Consider the following 21,170-nt stretch of genomic DNA (forward strand, 5'->3'; position numbering starts at 1 on the left):
ATAATTGATTGGAGGAAAAGTAATGGCAAGTGATACTGCGGTAAAAAAGCTGCCGGCAAGAAGTGAAATTCCTGTAGAAGATACATGGCGTTTAGAAGATATATTTACTAGTGATCAGGAATGGGAAAGTGAATTTCAGGAAGTTAAGAATCAAATTTCAGGAATAAAAGAGTATGAAGGAAAACTTGGCGATAGCGCAGAAATATTATTTCAAGCATTGCAATTTCAAGATAAACTGCTTGAAAGAATTGGTAAGTTATATACATATGCCCACATGCGCTATGATCAAGACACAACAAATTCTTTCTATCAAGGTTTAGATGACCGGATGAAGAACCTCTACTCACAGGCTGCTAGTCAGTTAGCATTTATAGTACCAGAGATTCTTGCTATTGATGAAAACCAAGTGTTAGGGTTTTTAAATGAGAAAGCAGAGCTAAAACTTTATGAGCATGCCTTAGAAGAGATCAATCTTCAACGTCCACATGTTCTATCGGCTGAACAGGAAGCTTTGCTTGCGGAAGCCGGAGAGGTAATGAATGCATCTAGTAACACCTTTGGGATGTTAAATAATGCAGACATAAAATTCCCTTCAATTAAGGACGAAAACAGTGAGGAGGTAGAAATCACCCATGGCCGCTATATCCGTTTTTTAGAAAGTTCTGATCAGCGTGTACGTCACGATGCTTTTAAAGCTGTCTATGAGACGTATGGAAATTTCCGCAATACCTTTGCGAGCACGATTAGTGGTAATGTAAAAAAAGATAACTTTAATGCTCGGATCAGAAAATATAATTCAGCAAGACATGCTGCTCTGGCTGCGAATAACATTCCTGAAAGTGTTTATGATAATCTGGTAAATACGGTAAACGAAAATCTACATTTACTACACCGCTATGTAAAGCTTCGTAAAAAAGTGTTAGGAGTATCTGAGCTCCATATGTACGATTTGTATACACCATTGGTAAAAGACGTGAAGATGGAAATTCCCTATAAAGAAGCCGAGAAACTAGTTATTGATGGATTGGCTCCATTGGGTGAAGAGTATGCGGGTATCCTAAAAGAAGGTTTTGAGAATCGGTGGGTGGATGTCCACGAAAATAAAGGTAAACGCAGCGGAGCATATTCTAGCGGCTCATATGGAACGAACCCATATATCTTGATGAACTGGCAGGATAACGTAAATAATTTATTTACACTAGCTCATGAATTTGGCCACTCAGTGCATAGCTACTATACACGTAAATCACAGCCATACCCATACGGTAACTATTCTATATTTGTTGCAGAAGTAGCTTCTACCTGTAATGAAGCTTTATTAAATGATTACTTGTTAAAAACAATTGATGATGAACAAAAACGAATCTATCTTTTAAATCACTATCTGGAAGGCTTTAGAGGAACTGTGTTCCGCCAGACCATGTTCGCGGAGTATGAACATTTAATCCACCAGAAGGCTCAAAATAATGAAGCCTTAACAGCAGAGTCCTTAACCACCGAATATTATGCCTTGAATAAGAAGTACTTTGGGGAAGAAGACATCATAATTGATGAAGAAATTGGATTAGAATGGGCAAGGATTCCACACTTCTATTACAATTATTATGTATATCAATATGCGACAGGATTCAGTGCAGCAACCGCGCTAAGTAAACAGATCTTAGAGGAAGGCGAGCCGGCAGTAAAACGCTATATCGAATTCCTAAGCGCCGGAAGTTCTGATTATCCTATCGAAGTCCTTAAAAAGGCAGGAGTTGATATGACAAGTGCTGATCCAATTAGGGATGCTTGTAAGGTCTTTGAGGAAAAACTTAATGAATTAGAACAATTATTGTCATAAAAAGAGAGGAAGTGTCACCATGACACTTCCTCATTTTGTTATTAGAAGCCTTTAAATCTTTTTCGATCATTCATATGAAATATTAGCATGAAAATAGATACAAATAATAGCGGAGTACTCAAAAGTAGCGGGAAAACTTTTAATAGTGCAAGCAAATGCAGGATAAAAGATATCAAGAAAAATACGACTAGAAGTAAAAGAGGAGCTTTCAACAAGTCTATCACCACCATTAATTATTATTATTATTTTATTAATCAGAACCTGATATTATGATTTTTTGACAATAATGTGAAATAATACACAATCACATTGTCAATGAGTTCATCCACATGGTATATTTTATACGTGAAGTTGATCACTACAAACATATACCCCTTTGTTTGACCGTGAAAAATTTCTCCCATCCCCTTTGTTCGTATAAATAGAGAAAGGCCTTACAGCTTGCTGTAAGGCCTTTTCACGTATTGTACTACTTTTCGCCAAGATACCTCCAAAATGTTCCGTATTTGGCGGGAAGCTGCTCTACTTTTTGTAATAAAAGTAGTTTTTTCATTTCTTTTTCTACTTGAGAAATGGATAAATTATATACAACCGCTATTTCTTTCGAAGCTACTAGTTTAAAGAATTCCATAAAAGATTCAATTGAAGGCGGCTGAGATTTAGAAGGAGGATCAATTAGCATTTCTTCAAGTATTTGCTCGTAAACTTCATAAGGATAGGTTCCAGTTATTTTTATACCCTCATCCTCAGTGTTTTCGTTAAAAAATACTAAAGTTGGAATTTCGTTTACATCCATTTCTGATGTGATCTTTAAGTCACATTGAAAAGCTTTTGCTGCACTATCGGAATGGATATCAGAGATAAATTCTTGAACATCTAATCCCACATTCTCAGCACAGTCCTGTAATACAACAAGATTTGAGATGTTTTGTTTCTCTAAGAATAAAAGCTCTTGAAGCTTCCTTAAAAAACGAAGCCCCGCTCTTCTCCCCTGTAACTCGGCAGCCTTAATAGCAATAGAGACTATATATGGAGAATCGATAGGGTTTTCCAGCCATAAGGTCCCATCACAGGACATCCCAGACCTGCTAGCAGTCTTTTCCCAGAGCTCAGCAATATTATCATAATTTTTTTTCTTACTCATATTTAAATTGGTGATTCGACCGCTAAGTACATGCTTAATAGAGAAGTACTTTCCATATTCTATCTGCAATTTCTTGAAAATTGGTTCAAGAGCCCAGCACTCAGGACATAAAGGATCGATGAATGTGTATATTTCAATTGGCTTTTTATCACTGTTGTAGCATTTATTTTTTGGTCCTTGTTGATCGAGATTGCTCACGAATTTTCTCCTAGGATGTCATCGGTATCCGGTGTGTTAATCATATGCTGAGCAGTTAAGTGAAGACGTGAATAAAAATGATCCCTTACTGGCCCTTCTAAACCCGTTATGTCCATTGCCAGAGTCATGCAGGAAAGCCATGCCTTTGCACGTGTCGGTGTAACAGGAAATGGTAAATGGCGTGCGCGCATCATTGGGTGACCATGTTCTTCAGTATAAACGGGCGGACCTCCTAAGTATTGAGTTAGAAATTGCTTTTGTTTACGTGCAATCTCAGAAAATTCATTTGGGAAAATTGGAGCAAGATCAGGATGTTGTGCAACCAGCCCATAAAAGGTATCCACTAGGCGGTGTAATGTGTCTTCCCCAATGGCCTCATATGGTGTAGGCATCTTCTCCATCATGTTGACAACCCCTTTAAATTGTATTGTTTTATATATTTTATCAATGCCTTTTTGATATCTCAAATAAATAGCTTTAAGAGTACGAGTCGTTACCATTATTTAAGTTAGTATTTTTACTTATTACTTGCATATTTTTGCTGATAAAAACGGTGTATTTTATTGTCAGTCTTACGGTTAGGAATGTTCTTTCTCGTTAGTAACTCTAAAAAGTAATTATATCCATCTTCGTAGTTTTCAACTTCATACTCAACTTCATAATCTTCCTTACCTAAGTAATAGCTATGGTCAAAGACAAGAAGACCATTTCTATATGGAATTTCAACCCTTTTGGTAGTCAAGGAACCAAAATGTTCAATATGGGAATAAGTTATCCCTAATTTCGTTATTTTACTATGAACAATTCCAATCGGAAGTTTATTTGATTCGATTGCACTGATAAATTCTCCTTCTTTTAGTGCCTGAGTTGTTTCTAAGATTCCGAGCTGTTGCGGCTGTTTAAGTGTTAGTTCATAGCCCTTTGCCTTTTTTCTGATTCTAAGTGCAGCAGATGCATTCTTTAAATCAAAATAAGGTGTATCAAAGTAATAGTTAACCTGTGTAAAAATTTGATCACCACTAATATTAAATTCCTTTAAAAACATTTCATATTCACTTTTAGTGAGTATGTTTTTAAATTCAATTTCAATCTGTTCTGACATCTTATTTCTTCCTTTCTTCAAATCCAGAATTCAGACTAACCTGTTCTTAAAACTGAATCTTGGGAGAAATGATAGATTATGCTAAAATAAGGGAGTGAAAGCTGGAGGTAGAGATATGAAAAGAAAAATAAATATTACTATGGCAAGTTTAACAGAGGGTGTACTATTGTTACAAACAAATGAGTCATTTAGTGGCCTGCTCCCTTTAGAACAAATACTGGTTGATTCGGAGCAATTTTCGTTTATCTACTTAATGGAGGACAAGATTGATTATACATATATCGTAATACCAGAAAATATCTGGCCCTCTTTAAGAGAGGCAATAGAAGTAAAGTCTTCTGTAATACTTTTCTTTAAAGAGGAACGGCAGGAGTTAAAAAATTTCCTTGGAGAATTAGAAGATATTTTGAATAATATCCGTGGAAACAGTAACTATGGTGAGGAAATGTTAGCAAAAGTGGAGAAGATATTTTAGATACAATTGTGTACAGGGGGGGAATAATGAAACATTGGGACCAGTTTTTAGCCCCATACAAACAAGCGGTTGGAGAGCTAAAAGTAAAACTTAAAGGGATGAGGGGACAATTTGAACTTAATTCGACCCATTCACCTATTGAATTTGTAACAGGCAGGGTCAAACCCATTGCGAGTATCCTTGATAAGGCCAATCAAAAAGGAATACCATTAGACAAATTGGAGGAGGAACTGCAAGATATTGCTGGTATCCGAATTATGTGTCAATTTGTAGATGATATTCCACATGTGGTTCATTTACTGAGAAGTCGAAATGACTTAAAAGTTGTGGAAGAAAGGGACTATATATCTCATAAAAAGACCAGTGGCTATCGTTCACATCATGTTGTCGTCCGCTATCCAGTCCAAACTATTCATGGTGAGAAAAAGATTCTTACTGAAATACAAATTAGGACCTTGGCTATGAATTTCTGGGCTACAATTGAGCATTCTCTGAATTATAAATACAAAGGGGATTTTCCTGACGATATACAAATGAGATTAAAACGAGCCGCAGAAGCAGCTTTTAGACTTGATGAGGAGATGTCTTTAATACGAGGGGAGATACAAGAAGCCCAAGCTTTTTTCACGAGGAATAAGGAGTTTAAACAAGAGGAGAATAGCTAGGAGTTCATTAGAAGGAGAAACTGTTATGAAATTTGCGATTACATCTAAAGGTGATCAAAAATCAAATATTCTGATGCATAAGATGAGGACGTACCTACTCGATTTTGATTTGGTATATGATGAAGACCAACCAGATATTGTTGTTTCGATTGGCGGAGATGGTACGCTCCTTTATGCCTTTCATCGCTATAGCAGCCGGCTCAATAAAACTGCATTTGTTGGTATCCATACTGGACATTTGGGATTTTATGCTGATTGGACGCCAGAAGAAATTGAGAAACTTGTCATTGCTATTGCCAAAACTCCCTATCAGGTCGTTGAATATCCTCTGCTAGAGGTAATCATCCGGTATCAGCATGCAGGTAAGGAATCAAGATATTTGGCTTTAAACGAATCTACTGTAAAAAGCGTAGAAGGAACTCTCGTGATGGATGTGGAAATTCGCGGCCAGCATTTCGAAAGATTTCGTGGTGATGGACTTTGTGTGTCAACACCTTCTGGGAGTACCGCTTATAATAAAGCTTTAGGTGGAGCAATTATTCATCCATCCATCTCTGCGCTTCAGGTTGCAGAAATGGCTTCCATTAATAATCGAGTGTTTCGGACAGTGGGCTCACCACTCATCCTGCCCTCACACCATACGTGTATGCTGAAGCCAGTGAATAGAGTAGATTTTCAAGTCACCATTGATCACCTTACGTTACTCCATAAAGACGTAAAGTCTATCCAATTTAGAGTCCCTGAAGAAAAAATCCGATTCGCGCGTTTTCGTCCATTTCCATTCTGGAAACGAGTACATGATTCATTTATTTCTGATTCTGACTAATTAATTGAGAGCGGAGGCTATGCTATGACTTCTCAGTTTCACCTTCAATGGATAGTCAGTGAGATAGATAGTGGGATGCTAATTAAGGACTTTCTTAAGGAAGCGGGGGTATCTAAGACTGCATTAACAGATATTAAGTTTAACGGTGGATCTATCCGTGTGAATAATCAAGATGTAACAGTAAGGTATCGTTTAATAGAAGGGGAAAAGCTAACCGTAATTTTTCCCATGGAACATCCTAGTGAGGGGTTACGGGGAGAAGATATCTCCATTGAAATTATTTATGAGGATGAACATGTCCTTGTTGTCAATAAGCCTGCTGGGATTAACACCATTCCTTCACGAGAACATCCTTCTGGAAGTCTGGCCAATGCACTCGTTGGCTATTACGACAAAATTAACCTTAAAGCTACCACCCATATTGTAACCAGGTTGGACCGAGACACATCTGGAATAGTCCTAATAGCTAAACATCGCCATATTCATCACCTTCTCAGTAAGCAACAGCAAAATGGTTTTGTTAGGCGAACATATGAAGCGTTTGCTGGTGGGAACCTTGAGGAGGATACTGGAATAATTGATGAGCCTATCGGCAGGAAAACCGATAGTATAATTGAGAGGGAAGTCCGCAGTGATGGACAATACGCTTGCACTTATTATTCTATAATTGAGCGAAATATTGCATTCACCCATTTAAGATTACGTTTAGAAACAGGAAGGACTCATCAAATTCGTGTCCATATGTCCTATTTAGGTCATCCGTTATTAGGTGATGATTTATATGGAGGAAGTACAGCACTTATTAAGAGGCAGGCGCTGCATTGTAAAGAGATTAACTTTATCCATCCCATCAATGGCCAGGAAATGGGTTTTTGTGTACCACTTCCTGAAGATATGATTGAACTAGTAAAGGCTGAACCATTATCATAGGTTCAGCCTTTACTTATTATAAATTCTAATGATTTCCTGGGAAATTTGTCGATTTATAGAACGAAATACGATAGTTTAAGCAAAATCTTTAAATTTTTCCGCAACATATGGCATAGTAGAGTCTACAGAGACTAGTTCCATCTCAGGATAGCGTAGTGCTGTGAGCTTTCCTCCAAAAACAGCACCAGTGTCAATATTATATGTATTATTTATTATTCTAGGCTCTTTTACAGGTGTATGACCATAGACAATAAGTGAATCTCCTTTGTATTCCTTGGCCCAATCTCTTCGAACAGGAGATCCATCAGGGTGTTTTTCTCCTGTAATATCTCCATAAAGGACAAAGGTTTTTACCTTTGAATTGCTTTTTCCGATAAACTCCTGCTTAATTCCAGCATGTGCAATAACAAGCTTATTTTTATCTAATACTAAATGCAATGGAGATTTTTCATACAGTTCGATAAATTTTTTACGAATGGTTTGCTGATCTTTTTTGTATAATGATTTATACTCGGCAACAGTTGTCTCAAGGCCATGAGTTTCTTGTACGTTGTTTCCGAGAAAATAGCGATACAATTTATTGCAATGATTTCCCGGTGTATAAACAGCCCTTTTCTGCTCAATGACAAGCCTCCAAACAATATCTGCAACCTTTAGTGAGGCAGGGCCACGGTCAGTTAAATCACCAACAAAGCCCAAAATCCTATTTTCAGGATGAATTGGGATCCCGTTTTCCCAGTGATAGCCGCATTCTTTTGTGAGTGCTTCAAATTCGGATAAACAGCCATGTATATCTCCGATGATGTCAATTTTCATTGGACGGTACCCCCTTATGCATTTAGTCTCTGTATATTATTTAATTTTTATTATCAAAAAGTCTTAGTTCTAGGAGGACGATATGGAAAATCATGCGTCAGTTATCTCTTTATTAATTGTAGTAACGGTGGCCTTCGTAACACCATTAATACTCCATCGGTTAAAATTAAACTATATTCCGGTCGTGGTTGCGGAGATTATTATGGGGCTAGTTATTGGGAAGAGTGGTTTTAACATTGTTCATGAGGACATGTGGCTTTCAACCCTATCCACCCTTGGTTTTATATTCTTAATGTTTTTAAGCGGTCTTGAAATTGATTTCACTGCATTTTCTGGCAGAAAAAAACAGAGGACTCTTCCAAATGGGAAACTAGAGCCGAATACATTTTTAGCTGCTTCCTTAGTTTTTGCCGGAATCTTTATTTTTTCACTAGGATTATCATACTTATTTGTATTTGCTGGCTTTATTGATAATGCATTTTTAATGACGCTGATAATATCTACAATCTCTCTCGGTGTTGTTGTTCCAACATTAAAAGAAGCACACTTAATGAAAACGAATATAGGGCAAATCATTTTGCTTGTAGCTGTTATTGCTGACTTGGTTACCATGATCTTGTTAGCGGTTTTTGTTTCTGTGTATGAATCAGACTCAGGAAATACATGGTTATTATTAATTTTATTTGCAGCAGGCATTGGTCTTTATTTTATCGGAAAACGGTTTAAGAGCCGACCTTTGCTCGAAACTATGTCCAAGGGAACGATCCAAATCGGAACCAGAGCTGTTTTTACGCTAATTATCGTATTAGTGGGGTTGTCGGAATCGGTAGGAGCTGAAAATATTCTCGGTGCGTTTCTTGCGGGTGTTCTTGTTTCCTTATTATCACCTAATCAAGAACTCGTCCATAAGCTGGATTCCTTTGGATATGGATTTTTGATTCCAATATTCTTTGTGATGGTAGGGGTTGAACTTAATGTCTGGTCTTTATTTGCAGACAAAAAGCTGTTGCTATTAATACCGCTTTTGTTAATAGGACTTCTCCTATCAAAGTTGATTCCTGTTTATTTGCTTAAGTTTTGGTACAATACAAAAACAGTTATAGCATCTGGCTTTTTACTGACATCGACCTTATCATTGGTTATTGCCGCTGCAACCATTGGAGAGCGTTTGGGTGTAATTACGGCTGAAATGAGCGGAACCCTGATTTTAGTTGCGGTCATTACTTCCATCTTTACTCCGATTGCCTTTAAGAAATGGTTTCCAAAGGAGGCTGTAAGTGAACGGAAACTTAGAGTTTCCTTCCTAGGAGCAAACCAAATCACACTCCCAGTTTCTAGGGAGCTTAAATCTGGACTTTATGAACCAGTGCTGTATCATACCAAAATGGAAAAATCGGATAAACAAATTTCTAACTCTTTATTTGATATTGTCGAGATTCGTGATTACTCAATGGATTCATTGTCAAACACAGAGGCACTACAATCTGATATAGTGGTGATCTCAACAGGGGACCAGGAATTAAATGCTACCCTCTCAGTTGCTTTCAAAGAAAAAGGAGTTAATCGAGTTATTACGCGTATAGAAAGCCCTGAGCTAGAAGAAAGCTTACGAGAACATAACGTCGAAGTATTCTCTACCTTTAATTCAGCAAAAGCATTACTTCGAGCATTAATTGAGTCTCCGAGTGTGATTAACATCTTAACAAATCAAGAAACCGCCTTGTTTGAGATAAAGATGCAAAATGAACAATTTGATGGAATGACCTTAAGAAGATTTCCTTTTACGGGGGATGTCATTTTTGTACGGATCTTCCGTGGTAAGGATTCGCTCGTTCCACACGGGGACACTGAACTATTAGTCAATGACCGATTAATCGTGACGGGATCAAAGGAGTATGTTGATGAGCTAAAAAGGGAGCTTGAATTTTGCGAAACCTGTTAAAGAAATACACCTCCGACATTACATACTTTTCTTTTATAAAGGAATAGTGTAAAATTAGTACCAAGTACTAATAGTTGTAATAATGGGAGGACTAACATAATATGAATCTTTCTTTGAACGGAAAAACATTTGTCGTAATGGGTGTAGCAAATAAACGCAGTATTGCATGGGGGATAGCTCGTTCATTACACAATGCTGGAGCACGCTTAATTTTTACCTATGCTGGTGAAAGACTTGAAAGCAGTGTGCGTGAATTGGCTGAGTCTCTTGAGTCTGAAGGGACCCTTGTGTTACCTTGTGATGTCACAAAAGACGAAGCGGTTGAGCAGTGCTTTACAGAAATTAAACAGGCAGTAGGAATCATCCACGGGGTTGCTCATTGTATTGCATTTGCAAACAAAGAAGAGTTAAAAGGCGAATATATGAATACAACAAGAGATGGATTTTTATTGGCACATAATATCAGTTCCTATTCATTAACTGCTGTAGCAAAAGAAGCAAGAGGACTAATGACTGAAGGCGGAAGCATTGTTACACTAACATACCTTGGGGGAGAGCGTGCCCTTCCAAATTACAATGTTATGGGGGTTGCCAAAGCTTCACTCGATGCAAGTGTTCGTTATTTAGCTGCTGACTTAGGGCAAGAAGGAATCAGAGTTAACTCCATTTCTGCTGGCCCAATCCGTACTTTATCAGCAAAAGGCGTTGGCGATTTCAATGCCATTACAAAGGTTGTTGAAGAAAGAGCACCTTTAAGAAGGGCAACAACAACTGAAGAAGTTGGCGACACTGCATTATTCCTTTTCAGTGAATTATCACGTGGAATCACTGGTGAAAATATCCATGTAGACTCTGGTTATCACATCTTATAATGAAAAGACCTGCTAGAAGTAGCAGGTCTTTTTTGTTGGATTTTATGAACGACTATGGGCAATTTGCATACATATAAACTGTAATGCAATGATTGGAGGTTACTGTATGAAGAGGAAAAAAAAGCGTGGACCCCTGCTTTATATTACCAAGCCTTTTTCGGGTGTACCAAAAAATAATATGCAGGAAGTATACACAAATCGGTACGTGCAACAAGAAATGCCCTTAGAAGTACCAAGGGAGGAGAGCGTTAAGAAAAAGAATATTTTTAAAGTTTCATTAGCTAAGTCTGATGACTTACTGGAGAAAGACATCATTGAGGAACTCCCAGAGCAGGCTTCACAGACTAAAGAAGAAGAAAACCGTTCGTTTAAAAGAGTGAAAAGCTTTAAGGAAATGGATATTGGGGAACGATTAGAATATCTAAGAAATTTTCCAAAAGCATTTCCCCCTGTGCCATGCGTTTTTAGAACAGATGAAAAACCCTATCAAGGATATTTAGTCGATTATAACGAACAAGAAGTTACCATTAAACTACCCAATCAATCCACAGAGATTATTGCAAGGAACGCTATAACGGAAGTTGCCATGATTGGAATTAAAAGATAAATAAAAAAGCCAGCCGGTGATCGACTGGCTCATTTCCTTTGCTTTAGTCACATATTCCAAGGTTTACATCAGCAATACATTGTATTGCACAGAAGCAGCTTAGATCTACTGTGATACAGTCATTGCTTGCACGGAAACGATCAACTTGACAAACTCTTTCTAGGTTAATGCAGCAAGGGTTTCCACCTGAAACAAGATTCACTGGAACAAAGTTGTTACCCTCTCTGCGTCCTGGAACTAATACACGAAGTGTTGCGCAGCAGTTATCAAATACCTCTTCTACACGGAAGTATATTGAAACGCATGCATTGCCTTCCCCACTAAAGAACGCATGAAACGGTGAACCGTCCTTCGTCTTTAGTACAAAAACTCGCGTATCAACGCGATCTCTAGTTGGTGATACTAATGAACCAAGTGGTTCCATAAAACAGCTGGGACAATCTAAACACTCTTCATCTACAGCATTATCTTGGATATCAGCTATTGCACGAACTACTTGGCATACACAGTTATCACTAGTGCCGAGTACATCACTCTTTTTACCACAACCCATTAAATACTCCTCCTTAATTTTATCTGTAATAGATATCTTACATTACTAACATATTTCAGAAGGCCCTTTTGGGTTACGGACAATCGCCTTATTTAAGAAAATTAGGCAGATTTAACGGAAGGACAAATGTTGGATGGACATTACTCTTTTTGAATTGATTATTCTTTCATTAGCGAGTTTTCGCTTAACAAGGCTTTTCGTTTTTGATAAAATCACTGAATTTATACGTACTCCTTTTTTTGATGAAGTGGAAGAGACAAATGAAGATGGAACAATCGAAGTGTATTATGTACCTAAGTCAACTCCAATCAAAAAGTTTTTTGGTGAACTGCTGAGCTGTTATTGGTGTACTGGGATATGGACTTCAGCATTCCTGATTGTAGGCTTTATTTTCCTGCCAAGTTATTTTGAATGGATACTGCTTTTTTTGGCGGTGGCCGGCCTTGCTGCCTTAATCGAAACTTTCATACAGTTCTGGATTAATAATTAAAAAAAATAAGTCTTATGTTGAGACAAGATTAATTCCACGAACATACTCTATAAGTAGTTTAACATCTAGAGTGGGAGTGGTAAGACATGATGAATACGAATAAAAACAAGAAACAAACCAAAACACAACCTGAGGTGAAAACTAAAAAATCGTCTAAGAAAAAGGGCTGTGGCTGCGGTAAGAAAACCAAAAAATAAGAGTGTCTGAACTGCTGGAGAACCAGCAGTTTTTTTTGTGGAGATTTCTTTATTAATAATCATTGACATAAAATCCGTGAAAGACGAAAAAACTACCAAGTAGTGATAATACTTTTAAAATCTAACAAGGGAAGGGTAGATAATGGATTACATCAATCGATTTCTTTTACTAGTATGTGTATTCCTTTTAGCTTCGTGTAATCAAGGTCAACCAATTAAGGATAGTCAATTAGCACTGATAAGAACGACTAATCCTGATCCTGAAGTGACACAGATGAATAATGGTCATGACCAGGTTAAGAAAATAGAAAAGGATGTCAGTGATATTGAAGAGCTTTATGACGTTGCTGTCCTGCAGGGAAAGAAGGAGGCATTGGTTGTCTATAAAGTAAGACATATGCAGCGTTTTAGAATGAAACAGATTGAAAAAGAACTTAACGCAATGCTCGAAGAAAAATATCCAAAGGAAAACTTTACAGTATCTAGTGACTATAAGATATTTTTAGAAGCGGTGCGGCTTGATGAGAAGATTGATGCAAGGGAAATCTCAGATAAGCAGGCTGAAAAGCGGTTAAATGAAATTATCAAAAAAACCAAAGATATGAAATAAGAATGGAGGTTCATGATGGCAAGTAAGCAAAAAGGTATGACTCAACAGCAGCAGAAGTATCAGCAGCTGCAGCAAAAACATGAGCTAAAGCGGCCAGTGATAAAAAATTGCATCAGGGCCTTCTGGGTGGGTGGTTTAATTTGTGTAGTTGGCCAAGCCATCAGTTATTTTTATATTTATTTCTTTAATTTTACTGAGCAAAATGTAGGGAATCCAACGGTTGCGACAATGGTCTTTTTATCAATGTTACTTACAGGCTTTGGTATTTACGATCATCTTGGTCAATTTGCTGGAGCGGGAAGTGCAGTGCCTGTTACCGGTTTTGGAAACGCAGTTATCTCTGCAGCTATTGAACATCGGACAGAAGGGTTTGTATTAGGTGTAGGAGGTAATATGTTTAAACTTGCAGGGTCGGTCATCCTTTTTGGAGTGTTTTCAGCATTTGTTGTCGCTTTAATCAAGACTTTATTGGTAATGTGGGGGGTTTTGTAATTGTTAAAAGGGCAGCAATCCTGGGTGTTTTCTAACAGACCAATGATCTCTGCAACTGGTGTTTCCGGAGGTCCCTTTGAAGCTAATGGAAAGTTAGCAGCCGATTTTGATATTTTACATGACGATTTATGGATGGGACAGGAAAGTTATGAACAGGCACATCGAATTTTGATTGAAGAGGCTGTTGATACAGCATTGCAAAAGGCAGAAATTGAAAAGGATCAGGTACAGTTTTTATTTGCTGGTGATTTAATCAATCAAATCACACCAACCAGTTTTGCGGCTAGGACGAAACAAATTCCCTACTTTGGTCTTTTCGGTGCTTGCTCTACCTCAATGGAGGGACTAGCACTGGCTTCATTTGTAGTTAATTATCAAGGAGCTAGCCATGTCTTAACCGGTGCATCAAGTCATAATTCAGCAGTTGAAAAACAATTCCGTTATCCAACTGAATATGGAGGTCAAAAGCCGCCAACTGCACAATGGACAGTTACTGGTGCAGGAGTCGCTCTAGTTACGTCAAATGACCCAACAAAGCAGCAACCGGTGACCATTTCAGCTACAATCGGAAAAGTGATTGATATGGGATTATCTGATCCGTTTAATATGGGCGGTGCAATGGCACCTGCAGCAGCTGACACAATCACCGCCCATTTTCGAGATTTACAGCTAGACCCTTCCTACTATGACTTAATCATCACGGGGGACCTTGGCAGAATTGGACATGAAACCGCTTTTGAGTTAATAAATAAAAGTGGACTCAAACTGGAAAGGAACCAATTTCAAGATTGCGGGTTATTAATTTATAACGAAGACCAGCCAGTTCAATCGGGAGCAAGTGGAGCAGGTTGTTCTGCGTCTGTTTTATACGGGCATATCCTCAATCAAATGAAAAAAGGTATGTATACGAGGGTGCTAGTCGTAGCAACCGGTGCTTTGTTATCACCACTAAGCTTTCAGCAAAAAGAGACAATTCCATGTATTGCTCATGCTGTGGCAATTGAAATGAATCAATGAGGAGGCAATTCTGTTGTTACCAATGTTTTTCTGGGCTTTTGTTGTGGGTGGTTTATTCTGTGTATTTGGTCAACTATTGCTTGATGTTGGCAAGCTAACACCAGGACATACCTTAAGTTTATTAGTTGTTATAGGAGCCGTCTTAGATGGTTTTGGTCTATACGAACCGCTTATAGATTTTGCAGGTGCTGGGGCAACAATCCCGATTACTAGCTTTGGGAACTCTTTAGTTCATGGTGCTTTGCAGGATGCAGAGAAGCATGGGCTCATCGGAGTACTGACAGGGATGTTCCAAGTAACCAGCTCAGGTATCTCTGCAGCCATTGTTTTTGGTTTTATTGGTGCGTTAATCTTTAAACCTAAGGGATAAAGTGAAACTCCATCAATGGGGGTTTTACTGCCCGTTAATGCGGGAAAAAGTGAAAATATTGAGTAAAATAATACTATGAATGTGCCTATACACTTCAATTAGTCATCTCATATGTTATTAGTAAGACTAACAAAGTGAGGTGACTCTCTATGTTCTGTGGTGGATTTGGTGGTTACGGTGGTGCCGGTTACGGCGGCGCTGGCTTCGCTGGCGGCTACGGTGGCGGTTCAACATTTGTGTTAATCGTCGTATTATTCATCTTGTTAATTATTGTAGGTGCAAGCTTTTATTAATCAAAATTAGCTTGCATAAAAGGGTAGGGTTGGCCGAAATATTGGCCAGCCCTTTCTTATACATATATCGGAAGAAGCTTGTTTTTCTTTTCACGTTTTCTGCGTTTCTTCATACAATAAAGTAGTTTACGAAGGAGCGTGAAATTGAATATGGATAACGGGTTTTTTAAAAACGTTGAAAAGAAAACTGGCGTCAATATGAAGGATATTTTAGATTTAGCGAATTCCTTACAAAATGCCAACTTTAAAGATGAAAAAACCGTGCGAAATGTCATCCGCCGAGTTTCGCAAATTGCTAACAAACCAGTTAATAAAGAGACTGAAGATAAAATCGTCAAATCAATTGTTAATGATGGGAAGCAGTTGGACTTCAATACAATCTCTAAAATGATTAACAAAAAATAAGCAAAAGACCTCTTTCAACTATTTTGAGAGAGGTCTTTTGCTTCTTATTAGCGGCTTTAAAAATCGTGAAGGGTTACTTTTTTTACCTCTTCGAGTTTGTTGAACAGAGATGAATAATTGTTGCTTCGCTCTTGTCATAGCAACATAAAATAGCCTTCTTTCTTCCTCTAATTCAGTAGGATCACCATTGCGGTAACGATCTAGAGCATAGTCATGTGGAAGGCTTCCATCAACAGCACCAAGAATATAAACTGATTCATACTCCAATCCTTTGGAACGATGTATGGTGCTAAGGGTGATTGTCTCTTTAAAATGTTTGCTTAAATTCTTTATTTCTTTGTTCATTGCAGCCATATGGTCAGCATGTGCAAGCAGACTTTGAATGGTATCAAAGTTTTTTGCCGCCACCTTTAGATCCTTTAGGTCATCAGAACCCTTTTCGAGCTGATTGGACTCGGTGCCTTTTTTCTTAAGAAATTCCAAGAATCCAATTTCTTTCTCAATCGATTCAATTGCATTAAGTGGAGTCTTGAATTTTAACGACCGAATCACCTGAACGGCCTTCTTTAATTTCTTTTCTTGAAACTGATGTTTCGTTTTTAAATGTGAAAGTGCTTCGAGAATCGTGCAGTCTTGAAGGATACTCTCCGCTTTTATATCCTTCATTACGGTTTGCTTTAAAAATAAGTAAGGTAAGATTTCGGTTATAGCTTGGAGATTCTCTTCATCAAATCCTAATTTAAGAAATGAAAGAACACTTTTAACAATCCTTCTATCGTAAAAGGCCTCTGTGTCTAGATCAATTTTAAATGGAAGGTTTGAGCCTGCTAATCGTTCAAATATCGCACGAGACCCGACATTTGTTCGATATAGGATGGCGAAGTCAGAGGGATTTTCGCCCTTTGCTATTTTTTCTTGTATGTCTGTCACAATCATTGTAGCCTCCTCCTCCTCATCATAAGGAAAGAAAAGCATTGGAGGTGTACTGCCTGTAAACTGTGCCTTCATCTTTTTTTGTCTTCTTATCTTATTAATGGCAATCATTTCATTTGCCGTAGAAACAATTTCATGGGAAGAACGATAGTTTTGGTCTAGCGTTACCAATTTAGCTGAAGGAAAATCCTTTTCAAATTCGAGCAAATAACTTGGGTCGCTGCCTCTAAAGGAATAGATGGCCTGATCGTCATCACCAACAGCACAAACATTTTTATATTTAGCTGAAAGTAGTTTAATTAATTCGTACTGTACCTTATTAACATCCTGAAATTCATCAATTAGGAAATATTTAAACCGATTTTGATATTGTGCTAGAAGGGAGGAATTTGTGCTTAATAGCTGAAAACACCCAACTAGCATATCGTCGAAGTCGAACAGTTTTTCTTTTGTCTTGAACTCCTCGTATCTTTTATAAAGAAAAACAACCTTTTCTTCCCACTCAGATTCTGGTCTAACTTGATCTGGCTGTAAGAGTGAGTTTTTCCAAAAGCCAATTTGTTGAAGTGCTAAATCATAAGCAAATTCCTTCTCAGATAATTCTATTTCTTTACCTGCGTCCTTTAATATCTTATCACGCTGCCATTCTTTTTTAAGCAAGCGTTCTAAAGACCAGTTATTGCCTTCATGAAACATAAGGATCCGATAGAATATGCTATGAAAGGTACCAGTAACTACTTTATTGATTAAATCTCTATTCATATGTGGATAGGTTAGCAGACGGTTCTTCATTTCTCCAGCAGCTTTTGAAGTGAAGGTAACAAGCATAATTGTGTTTGGTTCAATGCTCTTTGAATTAAGCATATAGGCTGTTCTTGCAGTTAAAACCCTCGTTTTGCCACTGCCGGCACCAGCCAGGACAAGAAAGGAACCTTCTGTTTCAATGACAGCTTTGGCTTGATTAACATCTAATATCACACCGTTGTTTGCTAGTTGTTCTAGATAACTAGTTGGGGCAACATGGTTACTATTATCTGTTTTTTTAAAGGGAACGCTGCACGGGAGTGATTTAGCAACACGAAATAATTTCCTACCTTCCGATGTATCAAGAATGGTTCTTCCTTTTGGGATGCGAAATCCGTTCTGCTCTGTATAAGAAGATTCGTTGGAAACTATGACATCGATAGAACATTCAGTTTCTGGTGAATGAACATGATAAAATCGTGGTTCTTCCTGTATTCCTAAATATAAGCGAACGCTTCTTTTGCATACCGGGCAAGACAAGTGATTGTCTTTTCCTGCTAAATATATTTTTTGGAATTGATCTCGAGCTAAAATGTCTAAAGAAATTGTTTTTTCTAGGTACATAGCTATTTTCATTTTGTTATCCTCTTTCAAAAAATAAGACAAACTCTATGATAACAAAACGGAGCTGTTTCTAAAAGGGGGGGGAATAAAAAACACCTGCCTTGGATAACGGCAAGTGTTGTACAACAATTTAAATTTCCTTTATCATCGTCTTATGTGGTATCCCGGCATCTAGAAATTCTTCAGATACCACTCTATACTCTAGACCTTCGTAAAAAGGAATGGCATGCGTTTGTGCATTAAGCTTTAGTTTGTGTATACCCTTATCATTTGCATGGTCCTGAATGGCATTCATAATTGCCTTCCCAGCTCCCGTATTTCTTACGGTACTTAGCACACAAATCCGTTCAACCTTCCCATACCCGTCAACAACACGAAAACGGCCAGCGCCAATGGGAGCGCCATCATGGTAGTAGACAAAATGAGTGGACTCATCCTCGAACTGATCAATTTCCTCCTCAGCAGGGACGTTTTGCTCATCGATAAAAACCGTTCTTCTTACAGAGAACGCATCCTCTAATTCTTTTTCATTTTCTACAACTTTAACTGTCACTATTGGTTATTCCTTTCCAAGGCGAAATGTTTCATAAACAGTCCAAGATCCATTATCTAACTGGTATAGAAGGTGGTAGCGATCGACTGTTTCCTCGTGGTTTAGTCTTGTCATACGTAAAGAGCCATATACATCTGAGTGCTCATCATTTGACAGTTTCTGCCCAATGGTGATATGCGGGACGAAAGCGTATTCTAAGTTTTGTTCTTTGAATTCTTGGTTAATTTCATTGTGTAGTGTACTTAGCTCATCTGTCGGCTCAACCTTAAAATAGATTACATTATTAACGGGCTGGAATGAACTTATTTTGGTAGTTCTTAAAGTAAAAGCATTTGTGCTGCGGGCAATTTGCCTTAGTTTTTCAGCATATAGGACGGCATCTTCTTCAGATGCTTCAAAGGCAGTCTTTAATGTTAAATGCGGTGTAATGAGGGCATAATTCGGGTCGTATCGTTTACGGTATGAATTCGCTAAATCTTGCAGTTTTTTAGATGGAAAAATGACAACCCCAAATTTCATAGTTTTTTTCCTCCGTTTACCTAGATTTTTCTATACAATTTGAGTGATTCAAGTTTAAGAAAGTCTTCTGATTATTATATCAAATTTTCAAAAAATAAGAAACGAGTCAAAGAGAGTTAAAACATTATCTTCAGGGCTCGTCTTAAATCAAGCTGCCAGTACGTCCATGTATGGTTCCCAGCAAATTCTTCATAAAAATAGGTAAATTGCTTTTCAGTAAACATCTTTGAGAGCTCTCGATTAGGTGTTAAAAAGTCGCTCACCAATCCATTTGTTGTTTGGACTTCTGTTTCTCTGGTGCCAATAATATGATAAATCTCTAGAAGTGATGGATTTGTATAGGCTTCCACCATATCTAACACGTTATGGTCTACATAAGGTGATTGCAGCAGAACTTTCCCAAAGGTGTATGGGTAATATAAAGCAGTTAAAAGTGAGACAGTAGCACCTAGTGAGTCGCCTATAAGTGCTCTGGTAGAACCCATTTGATAGGTTGGAAATTCATGATCTAGGTACGGTACTAATTCATGAGCTAGGAAACGGATATATTTTTCGTTCCGCTCTCCTTCAGGATGATATTTCCTACGGCGGTCTTGGACATCCTTATAGGGAATACCAACTATGATTAAATTTTCAATTTTTCGTTTACTAAGGTACTCATCCGCTAGACGTCCAATTTTACCAAGTTGAAAATAATCCCTGCCGTCCTGGGCAATTAGCAATGAGTATTTATATAATGGTGAAAAGTTTGCTGGCAAGTAGATGAGTAATTCTATTTGTTCAGCTAACTCTGAGCTATTGAACATCACTTCTTTTATTGTTCCTCTTGGAAAGTCCATGTGAAAAATCCCCCAATGTTTCATAGATACAAATGCATTTTATCATAATTGTGGAGGAAAAGCTTTTGGGGGAGGGCAGGGGCTTTTTAAAGATGTGGTTAATGAAGATATCGGTTCTTTTTATGTGAAGATGGCAATATGGACAAAATATTTTCACGTCTGAACGTTCGTATTTGTTTTCGAAGCAGACAATAGGCGAGAATATTCGTCATTTATTTCCTTAATTAGCAGCTTCCGTTGAGAAATCTCCTTACTTTCTGATAAGTAGATCATCTCTAAAGGCAAATTTTCTTCAATTGATCGAAACAAAAGCCCATCCATTTTGGTTCACCATCCTTTTTGTTTATAGTATTATTATATTCGAACATTTGTTCTTTATTCAATTATTTCACGAATGGATGTTCTTGTTAGATTATGGATGTTTAATTTTTATTGAAAACAGTATTGACATTTTTAGCTTTTTTACTATAATTAGATTTGTAGCTTAATAAGAGATCTGTTAGCTCAGCTGGGAGAGCGCAACCTTGACAGGGTTGAGGTCGGGGGTTCGAACCCCTCACAGGTCATAACAAATCCTAACATTAATAATGTTAGGATTTTTTTTACGCTTAAATGCACCTTCTACGACTTGGGACCTAGTGAAAAATCAAGCTCAAGCGCAATTTTGAGAATGAAGGAAAACAGGTAAAATGAAATCATGATAACGAGGGAGGAAAATAATATGAAAAAAATTGGTTTACTTCTAGCAGGTGGTATTGCTGCCGTGATTCTATTGTCTTCAATCATTCCGATGGTGGGGCTGGCGATAAGTTTATTAATTCTTTATTACATTTATAAGCAGTTTTTAAAAACAAACACAACTGGAGGAAAAATTGCATTAGTAATTCTCGGTTTTTTTGTCTTAATGGCTTCCATTTCAAATGCACCAGCCATTATTGGTGTCGTTGCAGCATACGTTCTTTATCTTGTGTATAAAAATTGGAATAGCAAAAAACAGGGAATCGCAAAAAAAGAATCAGATCCATTTGTTAATTTTGAAAAACAATGGATGGAACTTAACAAATAACAGAAAAAACACCAATTTTCTAAAGTTGGTGTTTTTTCTGTTGTTAAT

General features: G+C 37.6%; 25 protein-coding genes and 1 tRNA gene. 17 read left to right on the plus strand and 9 right to left on the minus strand.

Translation table 11 applies throughout. The features are described 5' to 3' along the window. Positions 1-22: 22 nt before the first annotated feature. Positions 23-1,840, plus strand: a complete 1,818-nt coding sequence (gene pepF / locus BTR25_RS00150; RefSeq protein ID WP_075684935.1) for an oligoendopeptidase F — start codon at positions 23-25, stop codon at positions 1,838-1,840. A gap of 469 nt (positions 1,841-2,309) precedes the next feature. Here pepF and BTR25_RS00155 read toward each other — a convergent pair whose 3' ends face one another. From BTR25_RS00155 to BTR25_RS00165, 3 genes are all read right to left on the minus strand, one after another. Beyond that, positions 2,310-3,182, minus strand: a complete 873-nt coding sequence (locus tag BTR25_RS00155) for a ClpXP adapter SpxH family protein (protein ID WP_075684937.1) — start codon at positions 3,180-3,182, stop codon at positions 2,310-2,312. Then, entirely contained in the window at positions 3,179-3,586 is a 408-nt protein-coding gene (locus BTR25_RS00160; protein ID WP_075684939.1) for a globin domain-containing protein, read from the minus strand. The genes BTR25_RS00155 and BTR25_RS00160 overlap by 4 nt, the downstream gene beginning before the upstream one ends. A gap of 113 nt (positions 3,587-3,699) precedes the next feature. Beyond that, positions 3,700-4,284: a CYTH domain-containing protein gene (locus BTR25_RS00165; protein ID WP_075684941.1), complete on the minus strand. Its 585-nt coding sequence runs from the start codon at positions 4,282-4,284 to the stop codon at positions 3,700-3,702. 115 nt (positions 4,285-4,399) lie between these two features. Between BTR25_RS00165 and BTR25_RS00170 the strand changes: the two genes are divergently transcribed. From BTR25_RS00170 to BTR25_RS00185, 4 genes are read left to right on the plus strand one after another with little or no spacing between them, the layout of a single operon-like run. Beyond that, positions 4,400-4,759 (plus strand): UPF0738 family protein, encoded by a 360-nt coding sequence (locus tag BTR25_RS00170; protein ID WP_075684943.1) that lies wholly within the window; start codon positions 4,400-4,402, stop codon positions 4,757-4,759. Positions 4,760-4,785: 26 nt separating this feature from the next. After that, the gene (yjbM, locus tag BTR25_RS00175; RefSeq protein ID WP_075684945.1) at positions 4,786-5,424 is read left to right on the plus strand and encodes a GTP diphosphokinase; all 639 of its coding nucleotides are present in this window, start codon (positions 4,786-4,788) and stop codon (positions 5,422-5,424) included. A gap of 25 nt (positions 5,425-5,449) precedes the next feature. Beyond that, a complete protein-coding gene (locus BTR25_RS00180; RefSeq protein ID WP_075684947.1) occupies positions 5,450-6,250 on the plus strand; it encodes an NAD kinase in 801 nt (266 codons plus the stop codon). Positions 6,251-6,274: 24 nt separating this feature from the next. Continuing rightward, a complete protein-coding gene (locus BTR25_RS00185; RefSeq protein ID WP_075684949.1) occupies positions 6,275-7,180 on the plus strand; it encodes an RluA family pseudouridine synthase in 906 nt (301 codons plus the stop codon). Positions 7,181-7,255: 75 nt separating this feature from the next. Here the strand turns inward: BTR25_RS00185 and prpE are convergent, their stop codons facing one another. After that, entirely contained in the window at positions 7,256-7,996 is a 741-nt protein-coding gene (gene prpE, locus BTR25_RS00190; RefSeq protein ID WP_075684951.1) for a bis(5'-nucleosyl)-tetraphosphatase PrpE, read from the minus strand. Positions 7,997-8,078: 82 nt separating this feature from the next. Between prpE and BTR25_RS00195 the strand changes: the two genes are divergently transcribed. From BTR25_RS00195 to BTR25_RS00205, 3 genes are all read left to right on the plus strand, one after another. Further along, a complete protein-coding gene (locus BTR25_RS00195) occupies positions 8,079-9,938 on the plus strand; it encodes a monovalent cation:proton antiporter family protein (protein ID WP_075684953.1) in 1,860 nt (619 codons plus the stop codon). A gap of 101 nt (positions 9,939-10,039) precedes the next feature. Further along, positions 10,040-10,810 (plus strand): enoyl-ACP reductase FabI, encoded by a 771-nt coding sequence (gene fabI / locus BTR25_RS00200; protein ID WP_075684955.1) that lies wholly within the window; start codon positions 10,040-10,042, stop codon positions 10,808-10,810. 106 nt (positions 10,811-10,916) lie between these two features. Then, the gene (locus BTR25_RS00205) at positions 10,917-11,417 is read left to right on the plus strand and encodes a CotO family spore coat protein (RefSeq protein WP_075684957.1); all 501 of its coding nucleotides are present in this window, start codon (positions 10,917-10,919) and stop codon (positions 11,415-11,417) included. A 43-nt stretch (positions 11,418-11,460) separates the two neighbouring features. Here the strand turns inward: BTR25_RS00205 and BTR25_RS00210 are convergent, their stop codons facing one another. Next, entirely contained in the window at positions 11,461-11,970 is a 510-nt protein-coding gene (locus BTR25_RS00210) for a CotY/CotZ family spore coat protein (protein WP_075684959.1), read from the minus strand. Positions 11,971-12,103: 133 nt separating this feature from the next. Here BTR25_RS00210 and BTR25_RS00215 point away from each other — a divergent pair, with 133 nt between their 5' ends. The 7 genes from BTR25_RS00215 (at position 12,104) to spoVIF (ending at position 15,844) form a co-directional block, all read left to right on the plus strand. Next, positions 12,104-12,460, plus strand: a complete 357-nt coding sequence (locus BTR25_RS00215) for a DUF1360 domain-containing protein (protein WP_075684961.1) — start codon at positions 12,104-12,106, stop codon at positions 12,458-12,460. A gap of 339 nt (positions 12,461-12,799) precedes the next feature. Next, a complete protein-coding gene (locus BTR25_RS00220; RefSeq protein ID WP_075684962.1) occupies positions 12,800-13,267 on the plus strand; it encodes a sporulation protein in 468 nt (155 codons plus the stop codon). Positions 13,268-13,282: 15 nt separating this feature from the next. Further along, positions 13,283-13,759, plus strand: coding sequence for a stage V sporulation protein AC (gene spoVAC / locus BTR25_RS00225; RefSeq protein WP_075684964.1), 477 nt, complete (start codon positions 13,283-13,285; stop codon positions 13,757-13,759). Next, positions 13,760-14,776: a stage V sporulation protein AD gene (gene spoVAD, locus BTR25_RS00230; protein WP_075684966.1), complete on the plus strand. Its 1,017-nt coding sequence runs from the start codon at positions 13,760-13,762 to the stop codon at positions 14,774-14,776. It abuts the gene before it with no gap. 13 nt (positions 14,777-14,789) lie between these two features. After that, a complete protein-coding gene (gene spoVAE / locus BTR25_RS00235; protein WP_075684968.1) occupies positions 14,790-15,146 on the plus strand; it encodes a stage V sporulation protein AE in 357 nt (118 codons plus the stop codon). Between the two features lie 149 nt (positions 15,147-15,295). Beyond that, entirely contained in the window at positions 15,296-15,439 is a 144-nt protein-coding gene (locus BTR25_RS00240; protein ID WP_075684969.1) for a YjcZ family sporulation protein, read from the plus strand. Between the two features lie 150 nt (positions 15,440-15,589). Next, entirely contained in the window at positions 15,590-15,844 is a 255-nt protein-coding gene (spoVIF, locus tag BTR25_RS00245) for a sporulation-specific transcription regulator SpoVIF (RefSeq protein ID WP_075685694.1), read from the plus strand. Between the two features lie 18 nt (positions 15,845-15,862). On the opposite strand, the gene BTR25_RS00250 is transcribed toward spoVIF, so the two are convergent. The 4 genes from BTR25_RS00250 to BTR25_RS00265 all read right to left on the minus strand — a co-directional run bounded on the left by BTR25_RS00250 (position 15,863) and on the right by BTR25_RS00265 (position 20,056). Continuing rightward, the gene (locus tag BTR25_RS00250; protein ID WP_075684971.1) at positions 15,863-18,157 is read right to left on the minus strand and encodes an ATP-dependent helicase; all 2,295 of its coding nucleotides are present in this window, start codon (positions 18,155-18,157) and stop codon (positions 15,863-15,865) included. Positions 18,158-18,275: 118 nt separating this feature from the next. Beyond that, the gene (locus BTR25_RS00255; protein ID WP_075684973.1) at positions 18,276-18,698 is read right to left on the minus strand and encodes a GNAT family N-acetyltransferase; all 423 of its coding nucleotides are present in this window, start codon (positions 18,696-18,698) and stop codon (positions 18,276-18,278) included. Between the two features lie 6 nt (positions 18,699-18,704). Then, positions 18,705-19,217 carry a YjcG family protein gene (locus BTR25_RS00260; protein WP_075684975.1) on the minus strand — a complete coding sequence of 171 codons (513 nt, stop codon included), beginning with the start codon at positions 19,215-19,217 and terminating at the stop codon, positions 18,705-18,707. A gap of 116 nt (positions 19,218-19,333) precedes the next feature. Further along, a complete protein-coding gene (locus BTR25_RS00265; protein WP_075684977.1) occupies positions 19,334-20,056 on the minus strand; it encodes an alpha/beta hydrolase in 723 nt (240 codons plus the stop codon). Between the two features lie 493 nt (positions 20,057-20,549). Between BTR25_RS00265 and BTR25_RS00275 the strand changes: the two genes are divergently transcribed. Both BTR25_RS00275 and BTR25_RS00280 read left to right on the plus strand, forming a co-directional pair. Then, a tRNA-Val gene (locus BTR25_RS00275) sits at positions 20,550-20,622 on the plus strand. A 155-nt stretch (positions 20,623-20,777) separates the two neighbouring features. Beyond that, a complete protein-coding gene (locus BTR25_RS00280) occupies positions 20,778-21,122 on the plus strand; it encodes a lmo0954 family membrane protein (protein WP_075684979.1) in 345 nt (114 codons plus the stop codon). The last annotated feature ends 48 nt before the right edge of the window (positions 21,123-21,170 follow it).

The organism is Bacillus sp. MRMR6 (assembly GCF_001940785.1).
Classification (GTDB): domain Bacteria; phylum Bacillota; class Bacilli; order Bacillales; family Cytobacillaceae; genus Neobacillus.

What these genes read in the sequence shown, in the direction of transcription:
- pepF (WP_075684935.1), top strand. Translation starts at nt 23, where the DNA reads ATGGCAAGTGATACTGCGGTAAAAAAGCTGCCGGCAAGAAGTGAAATT.
- BTR25_RS00160 (WP_075684939.1), bottom strand. Translation starts at nt 3,586, where the DNA reads ATGATGGAGAAGATGCCTACACCATATGAGGCCATTGGGGAAGACACA.
- BTR25_RS00165 (WP_075684941.1), bottom strand. Translation starts at nt 4,284, where the DNA reads ATGTCAGAACAGATTGAAATTGAATTTAAAAACATACTCACTAAAAGT.
- BTR25_RS00170 (WP_075684943.1), top strand. Translation starts at nt 4,400, where the DNA reads ATGAAAAGAAAAATAAATATTACTATGGCAAGTTTAACAGAGGGTGTA.
- yjbM (WP_075684945.1), top strand. Translation starts at nt 4,786, where the DNA reads ATGAAACATTGGGACCAGTTTTTAGCCCCATACAAACAAGCGGTTGGA.
- BTR25_RS00180 (WP_075684947.1), top strand. Translation starts at nt 5,450, where the DNA reads ATGAAATTTGCGATTACATCTAAAGGTGATCAAAAATCAAATATTCTG.
- BTR25_RS00185 (WP_075684949.1), top strand. Translation starts at nt 6,275, where the DNA reads ATGACTTCTCAGTTTCACCTTCAATGGATAGTCAGTGAGATAGATAGT.
- prpE (WP_075684951.1), bottom strand. Translation starts at nt 7,996, where the DNA reads ATGAAAATTGACATCATCGGAGATATACATGGCTGTTTATCCGAATTT.
- BTR25_RS00195 (WP_075684953.1), top strand. Translation starts at nt 8,079, where the DNA reads ATGGAAAATCATGCGTCAGTTATCTCTTTATTAATTGTAGTAACGGTG.
- fabI (WP_075684955.1), top strand. Translation starts at nt 10,040, where the DNA reads ATGAATCTTTCTTTGAACGGAAAAACATTTGTCGTAATGGGTGTAGCA.
- BTR25_RS00205 (WP_075684957.1), top strand. Translation starts at nt 10,917, where the DNA reads ATGAAGAGGAAAAAAAAGCGTGGACCCCTGCTTTATATTACCAAGCCT.
- BTR25_RS00210 (WP_075684959.1), bottom strand. Translation starts at nt 11,970, where the DNA reads ATGGGTTGTGGTAAAAAGAGTGATGTACTCGGCACTAGTGATAACTGT.
- BTR25_RS00215 (WP_075684961.1), top strand. Translation starts at nt 12,104, where the DNA reads ATGGACATTACTCTTTTTGAATTGATTATTCTTTCATTAGCGAGTTTT.
- BTR25_RS00220 (WP_075684962.1), top strand. Translation starts at nt 12,800, where the DNA reads ATGGATTACATCAATCGATTTCTTTTACTAGTATGTGTATTCCTTTTA.
- spoVAC (WP_075684964.1), top strand. Translation starts at nt 13,283, where the DNA reads ATGGCAAGTAAGCAAAAAGGTATGACTCAACAGCAGCAGAAGTATCAG.
- BTR25_RS00240 (WP_075684969.1), top strand. Translation starts at nt 15,296, where the DNA reads ATGTTCTGTGGTGGATTTGGTGGTTACGGTGGTGCCGGTTACGGCGGC.
- spoVIF (WP_075685694.1), top strand. Translation starts at nt 15,590, where the DNA reads ATGGATAACGGGTTTTTTAAAAACGTTGAAAAGAAAACTGGCGTCAAT.
- BTR25_RS00250 (WP_075684971.1), bottom strand. Translation starts at nt 18,157, where the DNA reads ATGAAAATAGCTATGTACCTAGAAAAAACAATTTCTTTAGACATTTTA.
- BTR25_RS00260 (WP_075684975.1), bottom strand. Translation starts at nt 19,217, where the DNA reads ATGAAATTTGGGGTTGTCATTTTTCCATCTAAAAAACTGCAAGATTTA.
- BTR25_RS00265 (WP_075684977.1), bottom strand. Translation starts at nt 20,056, where the DNA reads ATGGACTTTCCAAGAGGAACAATAAAAGAAGTGATGTTCAATAGCTCA.
- BTR25_RS00280 (WP_075684979.1), top strand. Translation starts at nt 20,778, where the DNA reads ATGAAAAAAATTGGTTTACTTCTAGCAGGTGGTATTGCTGCCGTGATT.